Here is a 17,773-nt window from a genome sequence, read left to right on the forward strand (position 1 = left end):
TCCCGTTCTGGGGGCCGGACTCGGCCCGCGGCGAGCCTCCCCGCGGCAACTCCGCGAAGAGGCCCGCACTCACCGCACTCAGACCCGCGACACCTTCAACGTGTCACCGGTCTCCAGCTCCGGCAGATCCACCCGCACGGTGTCCCCGTCCCGGACCTCGCCGGACAGCAGCTGCTTGGCCAGCTGGTCCCCGATCGCCGACTGCACCAGCCGGCGCAGCGGGCGGGCACCGTAGATCGGGTCGAAGCCGTTCAGCGCCAGCCATTCCCGGGCACCGTCGGTCACCTCCAGGTGCAGGCGGCGCTGGGCGAGCCGCTTGGCCAGCCGGGCGACCTGGATGTCCACAATGGACGTCAGCTGCTCGGTGCCGAGCGCGTGGAACACCACGATGTCGTCCAGCCGGTTCAGGAACTCCGGTTTGAACTGCCGTTGCACGACCTCCATCACCGCGTCGCGGCGCTGGCGTTCGTCCAGCGACGGGTCGGCGATGGCTTGCGAGCCGAGGTTCGAGGTCAGGATCAGGATGGTGTTGCGGAAGTCCACCGTCCGGCCCTGGCCGTCGGTCAGCCTGCCGTCGTCGAGGACCTGGAGGAGCACGTCGAACACGTCCGGGTGCGCCTTTTCGACCTCGTCCAGCAGCACCACCGTGTAAGGGCGGCGCCGGACGGCTTCGGTCAGCTGGCCGCCCTGGTCGTAGCCGACGTAACCCGGGGGCGCACCCACGAGCCTGGCCACCGAGTGCTTCTCGGAGTACTCGCTCATGTCGATGCGCTGCATCGCGCGCTCGTCGTCGAACAGGAACTCCGCCAGCGCCTTCGCCAGCTCGGTCTTGCCGACGCCGGTCGGACCGAGGAACAGGAACGAACCGGTCGGCCGGTCCGGGTCGGCGACTCCGGCCCGCGCCCGCCGCACGGCGTCCGCGACGACCTGGACCGCCTGATCCTGGCCGATGACGCGGCGGTTCAGCTCCTCCTCCATCCGGAGCAGCTTGCCCGTCTCGCCTTCCAGCAGTCGCCCGGCGGGGATGCCGGTCCACGCGCTGACCACGTCGGCGACGTCGTCCGCGCCCACCTCTTCCTTCAGCATGACGTTCTGCTTGCTGGCCTCGTTCGCGGCCATCGCGGCCTCGAACTCCTTCTCCAGCACCGGAATCCGGCCGTACCGCAGCTCGGCGGCCTTGCCGAGGTCGCCGTCGCGTTCGGCGCGTTCCGATTCGCCGCGCAGTTGCTCCAGTTGCTCCTTCAGCTCACGGACGGTCTCGATCGAGCCCTTCTCGTTCTGCCACCGAGCGGTCAGCGCGGTGAGTTCCTCGCGCTTCTCGGCCAATTCGGCACGCAGCGCGGTCAGCCGTTCGAGAGAGGCGGCATCGTCCTCTTTGGACAGTGCCATCTCCTCGATCTCCATGCGCCGCACGGCCCGTTCGACCTCGTCGATCTCCACCGGACGCGAGTCGATCTCCATGCGGATCTTCGACGCGGCCTCGTCGACCAGGTCGATCGCCTTGTCCGGCAGGAACCGCGCGGTGATGTAGCGGTCCGACAGCGTCGCGGCGGCGACCAGCGCGGCGTCGGTGATCCGGACCCCGTGGTGCACCTCGTAACGCTCCTTCAGCCCGCGCAGGATCGCGATGGTGTCCTCCGGAGACGGCTCGCCGACCAGCACCTGCTGGAAACGGCGCTCCAGCGCCGGGTCCTTCTCGATGTGCTGGCGGTACTCGTCGAGCGTGGTAGCGCCGACCATCCGCAGCTCGCCGCGAGCGAGCATCGGCTTGATCATGTTGCCCGCGTCCATCGCGCCCTCGCCGGTCGCCCCCGCGCCGACGATGGTGTGCAGCTCGTCGATAAAGGTGATGACCTCGCCCGCGGAGTCGGTGATCTCCTTCAGGACTGCCTTCAACCGCTCCTCGAACTCGCCGCGGAACTTGGCTCCGGCCACCATCGACCCGAGGTCGAGTGCGACCACTCGCTTGCCGCGCAGCGATTCCGGCACGTCGCCCGCGACAATCCGCTGGGCGAGGCCCTCGACGATCGCCGTCTTGCCGACGCCCGGTTCGCCGATCAGCACCGGGTTGTTCTTGGTACGCCGGGAAAGCACCTGCACGACACGGCGGATCTCGGTGTCGCGGCCGATGACCGGGTCGAGTTCACCGGAACGGGCCCGCTCGGTCAGATCGACGCCGTACTTCTCCAGCGCCTTGAACGTGCTTTCGGGATCCGCGCTGGTGATCCGGGCCGACCCGCGCACCTTCGCGAACGCCTCGCGCAGCGCGTCCGGCGTGGCACCGTGCCGCTTGAGCAGGTCCGCGACCTGGGCTCCTTCGGTGGCGAGGCCGACGAGCAGGTGCTCGGTCGACACGTACTCGTCGCCGAGTTCGGTGGCGAGCTTCTGCGCCTGCGTGAGCGACTTGACCGCGGGCGCGTCGAACTGCGGCGTCGACACGGTCGCGCCGGTCGCCGACGGCAGCCCGTTGATGATCGGCTCAAGCTCCTTGTGCACTGTTTCCGGGTCCGCCCCGACCGCGGTCAGCAGCGGTGCGGTGGTCCCGTCACCCTGCGCCAGCAGGGCGCCCAGCAAATGGGCGGCCGACACGTGCGGGTTGCCGGCCACGGTGGCCGCCTGCGCCGCGGACGAGATCGCCTGCTGGGTCTTCGTGGTCGGGTTGAAAGCGTCCATCCCTCACCTCATGCGTTCGTGGAAATACCTGGTGACAGGCCCGACCAAGGCCCGTCGACAGGTATAACGTCAGCAAAGTTGAGTCTGTTCCGCTCAACTCTGAATTGGTGCCACCGCGGCCGCGGGCAGCCTTGGTCCCAGCCTGCCGAGCCCGAGCGCGGCGAGGCAAGCACAACCCCCGACCAGAACCCAGGGTAACCACGCCGCCACGGAAAACAACGACACGATCGCTGGAGCGAGCACCTGAGCCACAGTGAACGCGTATTGGAACGCGGCGAGGTAACGGCCCTTCGCTTCGGGTGGCGCGGCGGCCTCGGCGAGCGCACCGGACCGCGGACCGAACACCAGGTCACCGGCGGCGAACACGAGCGTGGCCGCCAGCAGGTACGGCACCTGCCAGCTTCGCGGAACCAGCAGCACGCCCACGCTCGTCAGGCACCACGCGGCGAACAGCGCGGATCCGGCCCGCATCGCGCCGATCCGGCTGAGGCCCCGGGTGAGCCGCAGCGCGACGGTGCCGCCGACGCTGGTCAGCACGGTCAGCAGGAACAGGATCGCGCCGGGCAGCCAGGTCGGCGCGTGCAGCCGGTCGAGCACGAACACCGGGGTGCCGATGAGGAAGAAGTCGAGCGACAGCCCGAACAGGCCGCTCAGCAGGATCAACGTCAGATACGGGCGGTTGCGCAACACTCCGCTTCGCACGCGCGCCGCGGGCGCGAACCGGCGGCCGGGAGGGATGAACACCGCGACGAGGCCCGCCGCCGCGAGGAAAGTCAGCACATCCACGATGAGCGCGACGCTGTAGCCGCTGTCGCCGAACCAGGTGAGCAGTGCCGACGACATCAGCCCACCGAGTCCGAATCCGCCCGCGCGCACCATGCCGACTTCGGCGAACGGCCGATCCTTCGGCACGTCTCCGGCGACTTCGGCGATCAGCGCGAACAGGCAGCTGTAGAACAGTTGTTGCCCGGCACCGAGAAGGATGGCGGCCACCACTACGCCGCCGACGTCGTGCGCGAACAAATACGCGCTGATTCCGGCAGCCTGCAACAGTTGCGCGGCAAGAACTCCGGCTCTCGGCCCGGCGCGATCCACCAGCCGCCCGGCGAGCGGCGGCATGAGAAGCCCCGCCGTGGTGCCCACGGTGACTGCCGTGCCCGCTTCGACGAGCGGGATTCCGATCACCCGCGTCACGTAAAGGAGTGCGAGCGGAAGGAAAAGTCCGGAACCGAAGTTGTCGATTCCCATCGCCAGCAACATCGCGACCCTGCTTCGCGTCACGTATTCGACGCTACCTCCGGGGGAGGGGGACGAGGCAGGGCCGGGAGGGCGCATCGCTTGGCGGCAAATGCCACTCCCAGTAGAAAGCTCGTGAGTGTCTATCACGGTCAGAACCGCGACAAACACTCACGAGCCACCCTTAGTCGACGCTGAGTATCCCTTGGTGCCTAACGAACTCTCGTTCCACAGCCGCACTCAACTCAACATCGTGCTGCGCCGCCGCACCATCGCCGACCGTCATCGGCTCGGCGTGCGGCGTATACCCGTAGGCCGACACAGTGAGCGTGTACGCGCCCGGTTCGATTCCCGTGAAGCGGTACGCGCCGTCGCCGCCCGCGATGTGCGTTGCGGTGACAATGCCCAGGCGGTCCGTAAGCGTCAGCACCGCGCCTGCGACAGCGGCGTGCCGACCAGCCACGCGTACGCGACCCGAGATGGCACCCTGGCTGTCCAACAGCAAGTCGTGCCAACGCGCGTTGCCGTTAAGCCGCACGGTCGACACCGCGGGCCGCGTCGAACCAGCTGTCGCGAGAAGGACGTGCTCGCCCACGGTGTCGGCCGACAACTCGTACGCGCCCGTACGCCCCGTACGCCCCACGTCGACCTGACGCCCGGTCATGTCGGTGAGCGTGAGCACGACACCGGACACCGGACGACCGTCCGCATCGAGAACGCGGCCGCGCAGCACGGAGGTCATCTCGACCGGAGCTTCGACCACCGAGACGGCCTCGACCGAAACACCAGCCGGTGCGGGCGCGTCCGCGTCGAGCGTCCGGCGCAGCGGCACCTCCTTGATGAACAGCACCGCGAGGAAGGTGACCACGGCGATGCAGCCCGCGACAAAGAACACCGTGCCGGTCGCGTCGCCGAAGGCCCCGCGCACCACCGGCTGCAACGCCGGCGGGAGCGACGAGATAGCGAACGTGCCGCCACCCCCGGAGACTGCGCCGCCCGAGTGAATACCCATCTGCGACAGGGAGTTCGCGATGTTCGTGGCCACCCGGGCCGACAGCACCGCGCCGAGCGCGGACACGCCCGCCGCGCCGCCGAGCGACCGGAAGAAGGTGACGACGGAGGACGACGAGCCGATGTCCTTCATCGCGACCGTGTTTTGGACTACCAAAACCAGGTTCTGCATCAGGAAGCCCAGCCCGAGGCCGACCAGCGCGAGGTAACCGCCCATCAGCGTCAGGTTCGTCGCGTGGTCCACCGTCGAGAGCAGGAACAGCCCAGCCAGCAGCGAGATCCCGCCCGCGACCATGAACGGCTTAGTGCGCCCGGTGCGGGAAATGACCTGCCCCGCGCCGGTGGAGGCGACGGCCAGCCCCAGCACCATCGGCAGCGTCATCAGACCGGCGTGCGTCGGCGAGAAACCGCGCGCGATTTGGTAGTACTGCCCGAGGAACACCGAACCGCCGAACATCGCGGTGCCGACCGCCAGCGAGGCGAGCACCGACAGCGTGAAGGTGCGGTTGCGGAAGAGCCGCAGCGGAACCACCGGCTCCGCGACCCGGGATTCGACGAGAACCGCCAGCGCCAGCGCGACAATCGCACCGCCGACGTACGCGGCGCTCGACCACGAAACCCAGCCGAAGCTGCCGCCCGCCAGCGAGACCCAGATCAGCAGCAGCGCGACGCCGCCGACCAGCAGGGTCGCGCCCAGCCAGTCGATCCGCACCTTGCGCTTGAGCACCGGCAGCTTCAGCGTCCGGCCCAGCACGACGAACGCGATGACGGCCAGCGGCACGCACACCCAGAAACACCAGCGCCAGCCCAGCGGCGAGTCCACGATCAGCCCGCCGATCAACGGACCGGAAACGGTCGCGACGGCGAACACCGCGCCGGTGTAACCGGTGTAGCGGCCCCGGTCGCGCGGCGCGATCATCGCCGCGATGACGACCTGGATCAGCGCCTGCAGCCCGCCGAGCCCGATGCCCTGCAGTGCGCGGTAGGCGATGAGTTCGGGCATCGACTGCGCGATCCCGCCCAGTGCCGAACCGACGGTGAAAACGACGATCGCGATTTGGTACAGCAGTTTCTTGCTGAACAAGTCGGAGAGTTTGCCCCAGATCGGGGTGGTCGCGGTCGACGTCAACAGCGTCGCGGTGACGACCCAGGTGTACTCGCTCTGCGAACCGTGCAGGTCGGCGAGGATCGTCGGCAGCGCGTTGGACACGATGGTCGACGACAGCAACGCCACGAGCAGGGCCAGCAAAAGGCCGGTGAAGGCCTTGAGGATTTCCCGGTGCGTCATCGGCTGCCCGGATGCGGTGGTTTCCACTATTCGCTACTTCACTTTCCCGCGGGGGAGGCGCCGGCGCAGTACCCGGACGGGCCGAGTGTCGCGCGCAGACCTTCGTTCAATTCGGCGAGCTGCGACGTGAGGCCGGCGATCCGGTCCTCGTCCCAGCCGCCCAGTGCCGTCTCGAAGAACTCGAGGTACTGCTTGCGCCAGAGTTCGAGCCGGGCGAGACCGGCCTCGGACACGCTGATCAGCGACGCGCGGCCGTCCTCGGGGGCGGGGCGGCGCTCGATCAGCCCGGCGGCTTGCAACTGGGCGACCTGCCTGCTGATCACCGACAGGTCGACGAGCCTGCGCTTGGCGACCTCGGACGGGCGCGCCTCGCCGTGCTTGGCGAGGTCGGACAGCAGCATCGCCGAGGCCGGGTGCAGCCCTGGCTCGTTCTGCCACGCCTGCATGATCCACAGGTGCTGGAGCTGGGCGGACGCCTTCAGCTCCCGCAGCAGTTCGAGCCGCACGTCGTCAGCTGGGCTCATCGTTCCTCCCGGGCCGGTGCCCACTTGCTTGTACTCTACAAGTTTAGCCACCGAAGGTTGCGTAGGACAACTATCTAATCGGTGAGCTGCCCCACGTCCTGACTGGCCGGTAACCCGACCGGAGCAACGATGCGGGCATTCCGCCCCAGTGCGGCTACTCTGCGGACCAGACGCCCCGCGATGCCGACGCGGCGAGCACGTCGTGGACAACGAGGAGCAGGAGTGGCGAATTCCCCCGCGCGAGGGCGCGAGCCGAATCCGACAACCTCGGCCGCCCTGCTCTCGTGACCTTTCCCTCCCAACCCCCCGGCCTCCGGTCCCGACCTATGAACGACGACAGCCCGATGACAGCCGATTCGATCAGCCCGCTCCCGCGGACCTCAGCCGCGCCCCGGCAGGCGCCCGCCGCCGTGGTCGCGATGGTGCAGCTCATCCGCGACACCTGGGCCAAATCGGAGCCGTACGCCCCGGAGATCTCGCAGTTCTTCTACGGGATGCTGTTCACCCTCGCGCCTGCCACGCGCGATTTCTTCCCGATCAACATGGAAGTGCAGGGCGGGCGCATCATCCGCGCGCTGGCCCGCGTCGTGCAGATGGTGGACCGGCCGGACGACCTGCTGCCGTTCCTGCGCCAGCTCGGCCGCGACCACCGCAAGTTCGGGGTGGCCCCCAAGCATTACGAGGCTGTCGGCACCGCGCTGCTGGCCGCGCTGAAAAACCACCTCGGGCCGGAGTGGACGCCCGAGGTCGAGCGCGCGTGGGCGGAGGCGTTCACCATCGTCGCGCGCGCGATGCAGGAGGCCGCGGCGGCGGACGAGAACCCGGCGTCGTGGTCGGCCACCGTGGTCGAGCACCGGCGGCTCACCTGGGATCTCGCACTGGTGCGGGTGATCCCGGACCAGCCGGTGCCGTATTCGCCCGGCCAGTACATGAGCGTCGAGGTTCCGCAGCGGCCGCGGTTGTGGCGGTATCTGTCGCCGGCGAACGCGCCGCGCGAGGACGGCGGCATCGAATTCCACGTGCGCGCGGTCGACGGCGGCTGGGTGTCCCGGGCGATCGTGAGCCACACGCAGGCGGGCGACGTCTGGCGGCTCGGCCCGCCGCTGGGCCGGATGACCGTCAACCGCGAACAGTCGCGCGGCGTGCTGATGGTCGCGGGCGGCACCGGGGTCGCGCCGCTGCGGGCGATCCTCGACCACCTCGCGCTGTGGGGCGAGAACCCGAAGACCCGGCTGTTCTACGGCGGTCCGACCCGCGAGGACCTCTACGACCTGGAAGAACTGCGCGCGCTCGCCGCGACCAACCCGTGGCTCACCATCACCCCGGTCGTCGAACGGGGCGATCATCTGCCCGGGTGCGAACACGGCACGCTCGCCGAGGCGGTCACGCGGTACGGCGCGTGGCCGAACCACGACATCCTGGTGTCCGGGTCGCCCGCGATGATCCGCGCGACGGTGTCGCGGATGCTCGTCGCGGGCAGCGCGCTGGACCAGATCCAATACGACCCGTTCACCGCGGACTGAGCCGATGGACATCCGGATTCCGGTGGCGGACGGGGAAATCGACGGTTATCTGGCGGTGCCCTCCGGCGACGGCCCGTTCCCGGCGGTGGTGCTGATCCACGACGTGTTCGGGGTGAACCAGGACGCGCGCGAGATCACTGACCGGTACGCCGCCGCGGGTTATCTCGCGCTGAGCCCCGATCTGTACTCGCGCGGCGGCATGATCCGGTGCGTGAAGCGGACGTTCCAGGATCTGTTCGCGCGACAGGGCCGGGCGTTCGCGGACATCGAAGCGGCGCGGGCGCTCGTCGCCGGACGGGACGACGCGACCGGCAAGGCCGGCGTCGTCGGATTCTGCATCGGCGGCGGATTCGCGCTGGTGGCCGCCTCGCGGGCCTTCGACGCCGCCGCCCCGTACTACGGGCAACTGCCGAAGGATCTGTCCGCTTTGGACGGTGCCTGCCCGATCGTCGGCAGCTTCGGCGGCAAGGACGTCTCCCTGCGCGGTGCCGCGGCCAAGCTCGAAGCCGCGCTCACCGAACGCGGAATCCCGCACGACGTCAAGGAATACCCGGCCGCCGGGCACGGCTTCGCGAACCACTACCGGCCCGCACCGCTGGCCGCGCTCGCCCGGATTACCGGGATGGGCTATCACGAGCCGTCGGATTCCGACGCTTGGCGACGCGTGATGGCGTTCTTCGAGGAACACCTGAAGTAGTCAACCCAGCGTGCTCAAGTAACCGAGCGCGCCGACCGCCACCGCGCCGAGGCAGGCGAGACCGAAGGCGCGTCGTTCCGGACGCTCGGTTTGTTTCAGAAGGCCAACCGGCAGGAACGCTAGGCAAACCCGGCCGCGGCGACGATCGACCACAGCGTCGTTCCGTTGAGGACACCGAGCGGCATGAGGGTCGCTGCGGCGCGCACCCGGCCGAGCACTCCGGCGCGATAGGCAGCGGCCAGCCGAACATGGACGGCATCGNGGCATCGAAGCGACCCGGCTGATCGGCGAGCGCACCCGGACGTGCGGGTGCTGGCGCTGACCATGTTCGACGTGGACGAGCACGCCTTCGCCGCACTGCGCGCCGGAGCGACCGACTTCCTGCTCAAGGACACCCGCCCGGCCTTTGCGCGGCGGTGCGCGTGGCGGCCGCCACCGCGCGCGGACATCGCTGCTCTGGCCCCGCTAGAACGCGAGATGCTCACGCTCGTCGCCGGTGGACTGTCCAATGTGGAGATAACTGAGCGGGCGACGGTGAAGACTTACGTCGGACGGCTGCTGGCGAAACTCGACGCCCGGGACCGCGCGCAACCGGTGATCGTCGCATACGAAGCCGGTTTGGTGCGGTCCCGGAACTAGCGCCACACCGCCTCGGCGCGGCCGCTGGCCTCCGGGGCGAAGTAGTCGCCGGTCTCCAGGTCTTCCAGCAGCGTCGCGTGGTTCGGCGTCCAACCCAGCAGTTCTTGGGTGTGCGCGCTGGAGGCAGGCACGTCGAGTGAGAAAAACCTTGCCAGGAAAGGATTACCGAGGTGTTCGGCGGCTTCTTCGAGAGTCAAGGACGTCGTGGGGATGTCCAGCAACTGCGCGATCTTCTCCGCGACGGTCTTGATCTCGACGGTTTCCCCGACGCCGTGCAGCATGCTCCCCGCAGGCGCTTTTTCCAGCGCCAGCCGGAAAAGCACTGCCGCGTCATTGCGATGGACAGCTGGCCACCGGTTCGTACCGTCGCCGATATACGCCGAGACACCTGCCCGGCGCGCGCCCGCGATGAGCGCTGGAATGAAGCCGTGGTCGCGTGGTCCGTGCACAGTCGGTGCCAGCCGCACGACGCTGGCGCGGACACCACGGTCGGCGAATCCGAGACAGGTCTGCTCGCCGGGGATGCGGAAGCAGGCGACCGAACCGGGATCCGCCGGGTCAAGTTCGGTGCTGACCTGGTCGGCCTTCAGCACCAGCGTGCCCGACGTGCTGACGAACGGTTTCACGGTGCCGACCACGGCCTGGCCCAGCGCGTCGATCGCCTCACAGTCGCGGCGGACGAGGTCGTCGGGATCGGCGTAGCTGCCGCCTTGGGCCATGTGCAGCACGCCGTCGGCGGCTTCGGCACCGCGGCGCAGGCTGTCGAGGTCGTCGAGCGAACCCCGGTGCGGTGTCGCGCCGAGCGATTCCAGCCGCGCGGCGGAGGCGTCCGAGCGAGCCAAACCGGTGACCGTGTGCCCGGCCCGGATCAGTTCGGCGACGACGGCGGGCCCGGTCTGGCCAGAGCCGCCAGTGACGAAGACATGCATGAAAGGCTCCTTAGCATCAGTCACTGACTCTACGCGTAGCGACAGTGACTGACACAATGTGGTGTCAGTCACTGTCGCACAAGCCGGGTAGGCTCAGGAGGTGCCACGGAGCGGAGCAGAAGCGCGCAGCCGCCTCAAACAGGCGGCGCTGGAGCTGTACCGGGAAAACGGGTTCGACAAAACGACCACCGCGGAGATCGCGACCCGGGCAGGCGTCACCGAGCGCACGTTCTTCCGGCACTTCCCGGACAAACGCGAGGTGCTCTTCGACGGCGAAGCCGACCTGCGCGAGGACCTCACCCAGTCGGTCGCCGAAGCCCCGGACGGCCTTGCGCCGCTGGAAATCCTGCTGCGCGCGTTCAAGAAGGCCGGGCGGATCATGGAACGCAACCTCCCGTTCGCCGAACCCCGGCGTGATCTGATCGCGTCGACGCCGACACTGCGCGAACGCAATCTGGCCAAGGCGGCGACCCTCNCTGAAGCGCTCGCGGAAGCGTTGCGGCAGCGGGGAGTCGAGGACCGGCTGGCGCGGTTGGCGGCGCATGCCGGATGGGCGACGTTCCATCACGCCACGCAGGCGTGGATCAGCGACCCGACGCGGAATCTTGACGACTACCTGGCCGAGGCGTTCGCCGATCTGCGGGAACTGGGGGCGGAAGTCCAGGCAGGACAGTGAGGGGCCTCTTGCGGCCGCGGGGAGGGTTGTGAGTGTTTATCCCGGTTCTAAGCGGCATAAACACTTACGAGACTCACGCCCCGAGACACCGGCTGCGGGGGGATGGGGTGCTGGGGGCTGGGGTGGGAGGCGCTGTGGGGAGGCGGGGTCCGGGCTGGGCCGGGCAGGCAGGGCCGGGCGGGCAGGCTGGGCCACGCAGGGCAGGGCAGGGCGGGCCGGGCCATGCAGGCAGGGCCGCAGGACAGGACAGGGCAGGGCCGGGCAGGCAGGGCCGCAGGACAGGGCAAGGCAGGGCCGGGCAAGGCAAGGCAGGGCCGGGCCGGGCAGGCCGGGCCACGCAGGGCAGGGCGGGCCACGCAGGGCAGGGCGGGCCAGGCCATGCCATGCAGGGCAGGGCCAGGCAGGGCAGGCAGGGCAGGCAGGGCAGGCAGGGCAGCGAAAAGCCCCTCCAGTGGCAGGAGGGGCCGGGTTCTTGTGAGTGGCGATCGCGGTTCTCACCGTGATCGCCACTCACGACAAGTTCAGCGGCGCTTGGGCTTCCAGACCACCAGCGAGGTGGTCTGCCGCAGCGGCACCAGGTCCTTGCGGTAGGACGCGTGCACCGCGGCGGCGGCCTGTTCGGCGGCCGCGTACGCGGCGGCGAGTTCTTCGGTCAGCTCGTGCACCCGGGACCGCAGCGCGTCGACCTGATTCTCCAGTTCGATGATGCGCTTGATGCCGGACAGGTTGACCCCGTCCTCCTGCGAGAGGCGCTGGACCTCGCGCAGCAGGGCGATGTCGCGCAGCGAGTAGCGCCGTCCGCCGCCGGCGGTGCGGCCCGGCGAGACCAGGCCGTGCCGGTCGTAGGAGCGCAGCGTCTGCGCGTGCAGCCCGGAAAGCTGGGCCGCCACCGAAATCACGAACACCGGGGTGTCCTCGTCCGCGCCGTGCGGGAGTCCCGGATTACCGCCGAACATCACCCTCACCTGCCTTCGAGCAACTCGGTGAGCTCAGGCCGCGGGTCGTGGCCCTTCATCGCCTCGGCGTAGGCCTCAAGTGCCGACCGCGCCTTGTCGTCGAGCTTCGCCGGGACCGCCGCCTCCAGGGTGACCAGCAGGTCGCCTTGCGTGCCGTCCCGCTTCTGAATGCCCTTTCCGCGCACTCGCAACACTCGTCCGCTCGCGGTACCCGCGGGCACCTTGAGCGACACCTTGCCTTCGAGCGTCGGCACCGTGACTGTGGTGCCCAGCGCGAGTTCGGTGAAGTCCACCGGCACGGTGAGCGTGAGGTTGAGGTCCTTGCGCCCGAACAGCTTGTGCGGGGCCACGTGCACGCGCACGTACAGGTCGCCCGCCTGCGCGCCGCCCCGGCCGGGTTCGCCCTGGCCGGCCAGCCGGATCCGCTGGTCGTCCTTCACGCCCGGCGGGATGCGCACGGTGAGCGTGCGGGTGCGGGTGCTGACGCCCTCGCCGCCGCATTCCGGGCACGGGTCGTCGATGATCTTGCCCCGGCCGCGGCAGTCCTGGCACGGCTCGGAGAACGCGAACGCGCCCTGGCTTCGGCTGACCAGCCCGGACCCGCTGCAGGTCGGGCAGATCCGCGGCGAGGTGCCCGGCTTCGCGCCGTTGCCGCCGCAGGTGGAGCAGGTGGCCGGGCTCGACAGCCGCAACGGTAGCGTCGCGCCCTTGACCGATTCGAGGAAGTCGATGCGCACGTCGGTCTCGACGTCCGCGCCGCGCTGCGGCCGGTTCGCCGTGGCACCGGCGGCACCGCCCCGGCCGCGGCCGAAAATGCCGCCGAGGATGTCGCCGAGGCCGCCGAATCCGCCCTGCTGGCCCTGCGCGCCCGCCTGGTTGAACAGGTCGCTCATGTCGAACCCGCCGGCGCCGCCGCCACCGGGGAAGCCGCCGAATCCGCCCGCGCCGCCGGAGCCGAAGAGCGTGCGCGCCTCGTCATACTCCTTGCGCTTGGCCGGATCGGACAGCACGCCGTACGCCTCGGACACGGCCTTGAACTTGTTCTCGGCCGCGGTGTTGCCCGCGTTGGCGTCCGGGTGGTTTTCCTTGGCCAGCTTGCGGTAGGCCTTCTTGATCTCGTCCGCGGTCGCGTCGGAGGAGACACCCAGCTCTTTGTAGAAGTCCTTGCCGATCCACTCCCGAGCACTCATCGGGTGTCTCCTCCTTTCGCTGCAAACCGATTGTTACTGCTGGCCGGGCTCATCAACCGAACCGTCGAGCGGCAGTTCGCCGCCGACCGGCGGATCGACCGGCTGCTCCGCCGGAGCGTCGCCGGGCTCGTGGTCGGTCACGCCGACCAGAGCCGCGCGCAGCACCCGCTCGCCGAAGCGGTAGCCGCGACGCATCACCAGGGTGACCGTCGGACCCTTCACGTCCGGGGACGTGTTGTGCTGCACGGCCTCGTGGATGCTCGGGTCGAACTCTTCGCCCTCGGCGCCGAACGCTTCCAGACCGGAGCGCTCCAGGCTGGAGACCAGCTTGTCGGCCACCGCCTTGAACGCGCCGGTGAGATCGCCGTGCTGCTCCGCGCGCTGGAGGTCGTCCAGCAGCGGCAGCAGATCGCCGACCACGGACGCCTTCGCGCCCTGCACCACAGCCTCGCGGTCGCGGTCGACCCGCTTGCGGTAGTTCGCGTACTCCGCCTGCAACCGCTGCAGGTCGGCAGTGCGCTCGGACAGTTGCTTCTCGATATCCGAGGCAGCCGGAACGGCTTCGTCCACGGAATCACCCAGCGAGGGGCCCGCGTGCTGCACGGGCTCCGCACCGGCCGGAGTTTCCTCCGCGGCGGGCGGGTGGACCTCGCCGGTCTGCGGATCCACCCGTCGCCGATCCCGCACGACTACCGGTTCCTCGGGGCCAGAACCCTCGGTCTCGGAGTGGCGGGGGGTCACTTCTTCTCGTCCTCTTCCACGATCTCGGCGTCGACCACGTCGTCCGCCTTCGACTTCGGAGCGTCGCCCGCGGCACCGGCCGCGCCCTCAGCACCCGGAGCGCCTTCGGCACCGGCCGCGCCCGCGTTCGCGTACAGCGCGCTGCCCATCTCCTGCGAAGCGGTGTTCAGCTTCTCGATGGACTCGCGGATCTTGGCCGAGTCGGTGCCCTTGAGCGCCTCGTTCGCCTCGTCGATCGCGGTCTTCACCTTGCCCTTGAGGTCCTCGGGCAGCTTGTCCTCGTTGTCCTTGACGAACTTCTCGGTCTGGTAGACCAGCGTCTCCGCCTGGTTGCGGGTCTCCGCTTCCTCGCGGCGCTTCTTGTCTTCCTCGGCGTGCGCCTCGGCGTCCTTGACCATGCGGTCGATGTCGTCCTTCGGCAGCGCGGAGCCGCCGGTGATCGTCATCGACTGCTCCTTGTTCGTGCCGAGGTCCTTCGCGGTCACGTGCACGATGCCGTTGGCGTCGATGTCGAAGGTGACCTCGATCTGCGGCACGCCGCGCGGGGCAGGCGGGAGACCGGTCAGCTCGAACATGCCGAGCTTCTTGTTCGCCGCGGCGATTTCGCGCTCGCCCTGGAACACCTGGATCTGCACCGAGGGCTGGTTGTCGTCCGCCGTCGAGAAGATCTCGGACCGCTTGGTCGGGATCGTGGTGTTGCGCTCGATCAGCTTGGTGAAGACGCCGCCCTTGGTCTCGATGCCCAGCGACAGCGGGGTCACGTCGAGCAGCAGGACGTCCTTGACCTCGCCCTTGAGCACGCCGGCCTGCAGCGCGGCGCCCACGGCGACGACCTCGTCCGGGTTCACGCCCTTGTTCGGCTCGCGGCCGCCGGTCAGCTCCTTGACCAGCTCGGACACCGCGGGCATCCGGGTGGAACCGCCGACGAGGACCACGTGGTCGATGTCGCCGACCGCGATGCCCGCGTCCCGGATGACGTTGTTGAACGGCTGGCGGGTGCGCTCCAGCAGATCCGAGGTGATCTTCTGGAACTCGGCGCGCGACAGCGTCTCGTCGAGGAACAGCGGGTTCTTGTCCGCGTCCACGGTGATGTAGGGCAGGTTGATGCTGGCGGAGTTGGAGCTGGACAGCTCGATCTTCGCCTTCTCGGCCGCCTCGCGGATGCGCTGCAGCGCCATCTTGTCCTTGGTCAGGTCAATGCCGTTGGTGGCCTTGAACTTGTCGACCAGCCAGGTGACGATGCGCTCGTCCCAGTCGTCGCCGCCGAGGTGGTTGTCACCGGAGGTGGCGCGCACCTCCACGACGCCCTCGCCGATCTCCAGCAGGGACACGTCGAACGTGCCGCCGCCGAGGTCGAAGACCAGGATGGTCTGTTCCTTCTCGCCCTTGTCCAGGCCGTAGGCCAGCGCGGCCGCGGTCGGCTCGTTCACGATCCGGAGCACGTTCAGGCCCGCGATCTGGCCTGCTTCCTTGGTGGCCTGCCGCTGCGCGTCCTCGAAGTAGGCCGGGACGGTGATCACCGCGTCGGTGATCTCCTCGCCCAGGTACGCCTCCGCGTCGCGCTTGAGCTTCATCAGCACTCGCGCGCTGATCTCCTGCGGCGTGTAGGCCTTGCCGTCGATCTCGGTCTTCCAGTCGGTGCCGATGTGCCGCTTCACGGACCGGATGGTGCGGTCGACGTTCGTGACGGCCTGGTTCTTCGCCGGCTGGCCGGTGAGCACTTCGCCGTTCTTGGCGAAGGCGACGATGGACGGGGTGGTACGGGAGCCTTCCGAGTTGGCGATGACCGTCGGCTCGCCGCCCTCAAGGACGGCGACGACCGAGTTGGTCGTGCCGAGGTCGATGCCGACCGCTCGCGCCATGGTGCTTCCTCTCGTGTTCTGGACTGGGTTGCTGCTATGTTCGTGACCTGCGGTTTCGAGGCACTCTTGAGTACCTTCTTAGCAGGTTCGGCAGGTCTCGCGCACGGCCTGGTCCACCAGACTTGAGCCGACCGCACTCAACCTTGCTATCAGGATAACGGCGGACCCCCCGGTCTTGTTCCCGGGTTCACCCGCAGAATTCGCCCCGCGGTGGTGTGACGCCACTCACCAGGTACCTGACCTCGGCGCGCCGCACGCATTCGGAGTTGAGCAGTCCGGTGTGGCCGTCGGACAGATACGTGAGCAGCACCGATCCGTCGATGCTCGCGGCCAGTCCGTGTGCCCACGGCAACGGCGTCGCCGGGTCGTGCGCGCCGCCCACGACGAGGATCGGCGGCGCTCCGTGCACCGGATGCGGCTGCGGCGGGTTCAGCGCGGGCAGCGGCCAGCCGGTGCAGCCCGCGCCGAGATCCCAGTACTCGCTGTAGCGCCAGCTGTGCGGGGCGACCGCGCGGATCACCCGTGCGGTCGCGCGCAGGTCCGCCAGTCCGGCGAACGGCGACGGAAAGTCCTGGCAGCCGATCGAGCGATACGCGCCGTAGGTGTCGCTCGCGAACGACGTGTGCTGGGCAAGCGCGCTCGCGTCCGGGTCCGCCAGTGCGCGGCTCAGCTCCGGCCACTCGGCGGGGAGATAGAGGTAGCCGTACGCGCCGGAGGCCAGCTCCTCGCCGGTGGCCTTGCGGCCCAACACTTTCGCGTAAGCGCCGTGGGTGACGAGGTCGTCGTAGCGGGCGAGCGCGTTCTTGCCGTGCAGTGCGCAATCGCTCGAACGGTCGCACCACGCGGCGAACCGCAGCAAAGCGTCCTCGGTGGCAGCGGCTTCCTCAACCATCGCCTGGCGCGTCGGACGGGCATGGTCGACCGCGCCGTCGAGCACCATCGTGCGTACCCGGTCCGGATGCTTCGACGCGTAGACCGCGCCCAGTTCAGTGCCGTACGAGACGCCGAGCCAGGAGATCTTCCGCTCGCCGAGCGCGCCGCGGATCGCGTCGACGTCCTCGGCGGCGCTTTGGGTGTCGACGTGCCCGAGCATCGGGCCGGTCTTGGCGAGACAGTCTTCGCCTGCCGCGCGGTTGTGCGCGACGAAGGCGTCGTACTGCTGCCTCGTGGCCGGGAAGAGACCGATCTTCGGGTCGTACAGCTTCGCCTGGTCACAGCTGATCTTCGGAGCGCTGAACCACACCCCCCGTGGGTCGAAGCCGATGATGTCGAAGCGGTCCCGCAACGGTTTCCGCGCCGAGCCGATGACCTTGGTGTCGAGCCCGCCGAAGCGCACGAAGCCGACTCCGGACCCGCCCGGACCGCCCGGATTGACCAGCAGCGAACCGATCCGGTGCGGCCGGTCGGCCGCGGGCAGCCGAGTGAGCGGGATGTGCGCCGTACCGGTTTCCGGGTGGGCACGGTCGATCGGCACCTCGATCTGGCCGCACTGTGCGGCCGGTTCCTGCTCGGTCCCGCACGGTGTCCAGGTCAACGCCGGGGTCGGTGCGCTGACCAGCGGAAGCAGGGTCAGCACGGCAGCGGCCAGGTTCATGCCCGGCGCACCCGCGCCGTCCGGTCGTCGGCCGCGGTGCGGAGCACGACCGTCTCCGCGTTCCGGACGACCCCTTGCCGCACCGGGATTTCCACCACCGCGACCGGCGTCGTGGCCTGCGGTTCAGGCGAGTGGCCGACCGCCGCGGTGATCGCGAACGCCCCCACCGCGCCCGCCAGCACCGCGGCCAGCAGCCGCGTTTCGAGTTTGCGCATGATGTGTCTGTTCTCCCCT

At 69.3% G+C, this 17,773-nt stretch carries 15 protein-coding genes; 4 read left to right on the forward strand and 11 right to left on the reverse strand.

Going from position 1 to position 17,773, the window contains the following annotated elements; all coding sequences use genetic code 11:
• Window positions 1-78: 78 nt before the first annotated feature.
• From clpB to A4R44_RS07345, 4 genes are all read right to left on the reverse strand, one after another.
• Window positions 79-2,673, reverse strand: coding sequence for an ATP-dependent chaperone ClpB (clpB, locus tag A4R44_RS07330; protein ID WP_067577541.1), 2,595 nt, complete (start codon window positions 2,671-2,673; stop codon window positions 79-81).
• 93 nt (window positions 2,674-2,766) lie between these two features.
• A complete protein-coding gene (locus A4R44_RS07335) occupies window positions 2,767-3,954 on the reverse strand; it encodes an MFS transporter (protein WP_067577542.1) in 1,188 nt (395 codons plus the stop codon).
• A 139-nt stretch (window positions 3,955-4,093) separates the two neighbouring features.
• The gene (locus A4R44_RS07340) at window positions 4,094-6,208 is read right to left on the reverse strand and encodes an MFS transporter (RefSeq protein ID WP_067578110.1); all 2,115 of its coding nucleotides are present in this window, start codon (window positions 6,206-6,208) and stop codon (window positions 4,094-4,096) included.
• A 38-nt stretch (window positions 6,209-6,246) separates the two neighbouring features.
• Window positions 6,247-6,732: a MarR family winged helix-turn-helix transcriptional regulator gene (locus A4R44_RS07345; RefSeq protein ID WP_067577543.1), complete on the reverse strand. Its 486-nt coding sequence runs from the start codon at window positions 6,730-6,732 to the stop codon at window positions 6,247-6,249.
• 344 nt (window positions 6,733-7,076) lie between these two features.
• On the opposite strand from A4R44_RS07345, the gene A4R44_RS07350 reads away from it, so the two are divergent.
• From A4R44_RS07350 to A4R44_RS07360, 3 genes are all read left to right on the forward strand, one after another.
• Window positions 7,077-8,255, forward strand: a complete 1,179-nt coding sequence (locus A4R44_RS07350; protein WP_198545222.1) for a globin domain-containing protein — start codon at window positions 7,077-7,079, stop codon at window positions 8,253-8,255.
• A 4-nt stretch (window positions 8,256-8,259) separates the two neighbouring features.
• The gene (locus tag A4R44_RS07355; RefSeq protein ID WP_067577544.1) at window positions 8,260-8,952 is read left to right on the forward strand and encodes a dienelactone hydrolase family protein; all 693 of its coding nucleotides are present in this window, start codon (window positions 8,260-8,262) and stop codon (window positions 8,950-8,952) included.
• 309 nt (window positions 8,953-9,261) lie between these two features.
• Complete coding sequence (locus tag A4R44_RS07360) at window positions 9,262-9,591, forward strand: LuxR C-terminal-related transcriptional regulator (protein WP_232791519.1); 330 nt, start codon at window positions 9,262-9,264, stop codon at window positions 9,589-9,591.
• Here A4R44_RS07360 and A4R44_RS07365 read toward each other — a convergent pair.
• On the reverse strand, window positions 9,588-10,520 hold the full coding sequence (locus A4R44_RS07365; protein WP_067577547.1) for an SDR family oxidoreductase: 933 nt from the start codon (window positions 10,518-10,520) through the stop codon (window positions 9,588-9,590). The two genes, A4R44_RS07360 and A4R44_RS07365, sit on opposite strands and share 4 nt — an antisense overlap.
• Before the next feature lie 100 nt (window positions 10,521-10,620).
• On the opposite strand from A4R44_RS07365, the gene A4R44_RS07370 reads away from it, so the two are divergent.
• Window positions 10,621-11,196: a TetR family transcriptional regulator gene (locus A4R44_RS07370; protein WP_067577548.1), complete on the forward strand. Its 576-nt coding sequence runs from the start codon at window positions 10,621-10,623 to the stop codon at window positions 11,194-11,196.
• A gap of 521 nt (window positions 11,197-11,717) precedes the next feature.
• Here the strand turns inward: A4R44_RS07370 and A4R44_RS07375 are convergent.
• The 6 genes from A4R44_RS07375 to A4R44_RS07400 form a co-directional block, all read right to left on the reverse strand.
• Window positions 11,718-12,152 (reverse strand): heat shock protein transcriptional repressor HspR, encoded by a 435-nt coding sequence (locus A4R44_RS07375; RefSeq protein WP_067578114.1) that lies wholly within the window; start codon window positions 12,150-12,152, stop codon window positions 11,718-11,720.
• Window positions 12,153-12,157: 5 nt separating this feature from the next.
• Window positions 12,158-13,342 carry a molecular chaperone DnaJ gene (gene dnaJ, locus A4R44_RS07380; protein WP_067577549.1) on the reverse strand — a complete coding sequence of 395 codons (1,185 nt, stop codon included), beginning with the start codon at window positions 13,340-13,342 and terminating at the stop codon, window positions 12,158-12,160.
• Between the two features lie 33 nt (window positions 13,343-13,375).
• On the reverse strand, window positions 13,376-14,083 hold the full coding sequence (gene grpE, locus A4R44_RS07385; RefSeq protein WP_067577552.1) for a nucleotide exchange factor GrpE: 708 nt from the start codon (window positions 14,081-14,083) through the stop codon (window positions 13,376-13,378).
• The gene (dnaK, locus tag A4R44_RS07390; protein WP_067577554.1) at window positions 14,080-15,945 is read right to left on the reverse strand and encodes a molecular chaperone DnaK; all 1,866 of its coding nucleotides are present in this window, start codon (window positions 15,943-15,945) and stop codon (window positions 14,080-14,082) included. The genes grpE and dnaK overlap by 4 nt, the downstream gene beginning before the upstream one ends.
• Window positions 15,946-16,132: 187 nt before the next feature.
• Entirely contained in the window at window positions 16,133-17,539 is a 1,407-nt protein-coding gene (locus tag A4R44_RS07395) for an alpha/beta hydrolase (RefSeq protein ID WP_067577556.1), read from the reverse strand.
• On the reverse strand, window positions 17,536-17,754 hold the full coding sequence (locus A4R44_RS07400; RefSeq protein ID WP_067577558.1) for a hypothetical protein: 219 nt from the start codon (window positions 17,752-17,754) through the stop codon (window positions 17,536-17,538). The genes A4R44_RS07395 and A4R44_RS07400 overlap by 4 nt, the downstream gene beginning before the upstream one ends.
• Between the last annotated feature and the right edge of the window lie 19 nt (window positions 17,755-17,773).

This window comes from Amycolatopsis sp. M39, from assembly GCF_001651785.1.
In the GTDB taxonomy this organism is placed as follows: domain Bacteria; phylum Actinomycetota; class Actinomycetes; order Mycobacteriales; family Pseudonocardiaceae; genus Amycolatopsis; species Amycolatopsis rubida.

Coding starts and splice junctions, on each gene's coding strand:
- dnaK (WP_067577554.1), bottom strand. CDS start 15,945: ATGGCGCGAGCGGTCGGCATCGACCTCGGCACGACCAACTCGGTCGTC.
- A4R44_RS07345 (WP_067577543.1), bottom strand. CDS start 6,732: ATGAGCCCAGCTGACGACGTGCGGCTCGAACTGCTGCGGGAGCTGAAG.
- A4R44_RS07375 (WP_067578114.1), bottom strand. CDS start 12,152: ATGTTCGGCGGTAATCCGGGACTCCCGCACGGCGCGGACGAGGACACC.
- clpB (WP_067577541.1), bottom strand. CDS start 2,673: ATGGACGCTTTCAACCCGACCACGAAGACCCAGCAGGCGATCTCGTCC.
- A4R44_RS07365 (WP_067577547.1), bottom strand. CDS start 10,520: ATGCATGTCTTCGTCACTGGCGGCTCTGGCCAGACCGGGCCCGCCGTC.
- A4R44_RS07350 (WP_198545222.1), top strand. CDS start 7,077: ATGACAGCCGATTCGATCAGCCCGCTCCCGCGGACCTCAGCCGCGCCC.
- A4R44_RS07395 (WP_067577556.1), bottom strand. CDS start 17,539: ATGAACCTGGCCGCTGCCGTGCTGACCCTGCTTCCGCTGGTCAGCGCA.
- A4R44_RS07400 (WP_067577558.1), bottom strand. CDS start 17,754: ATGCGCAAACTCGAAACGCGGCTGCTGGCCGCGGTGCTGGCGGGCGCG.
- A4R44_RS07355 (WP_067577544.1), top strand. CDS start 8,260: ATGGACATCCGGATTCCGGTGGCGGACGGGGAAATCGACGGTTATCTG.
- A4R44_RS07340 (WP_067578110.1), bottom strand. CDS start 6,208: ATGACGCACCGGGAAATCCTCAAGGCCTTCACCGGCCTTTTGCTGGCC.
- dnaJ (WP_067577549.1), bottom strand. CDS start 13,342: ATGAGTGCTCGGGAGTGGATCGGCAAGGACTTCTACAAAGAGCTGGGT.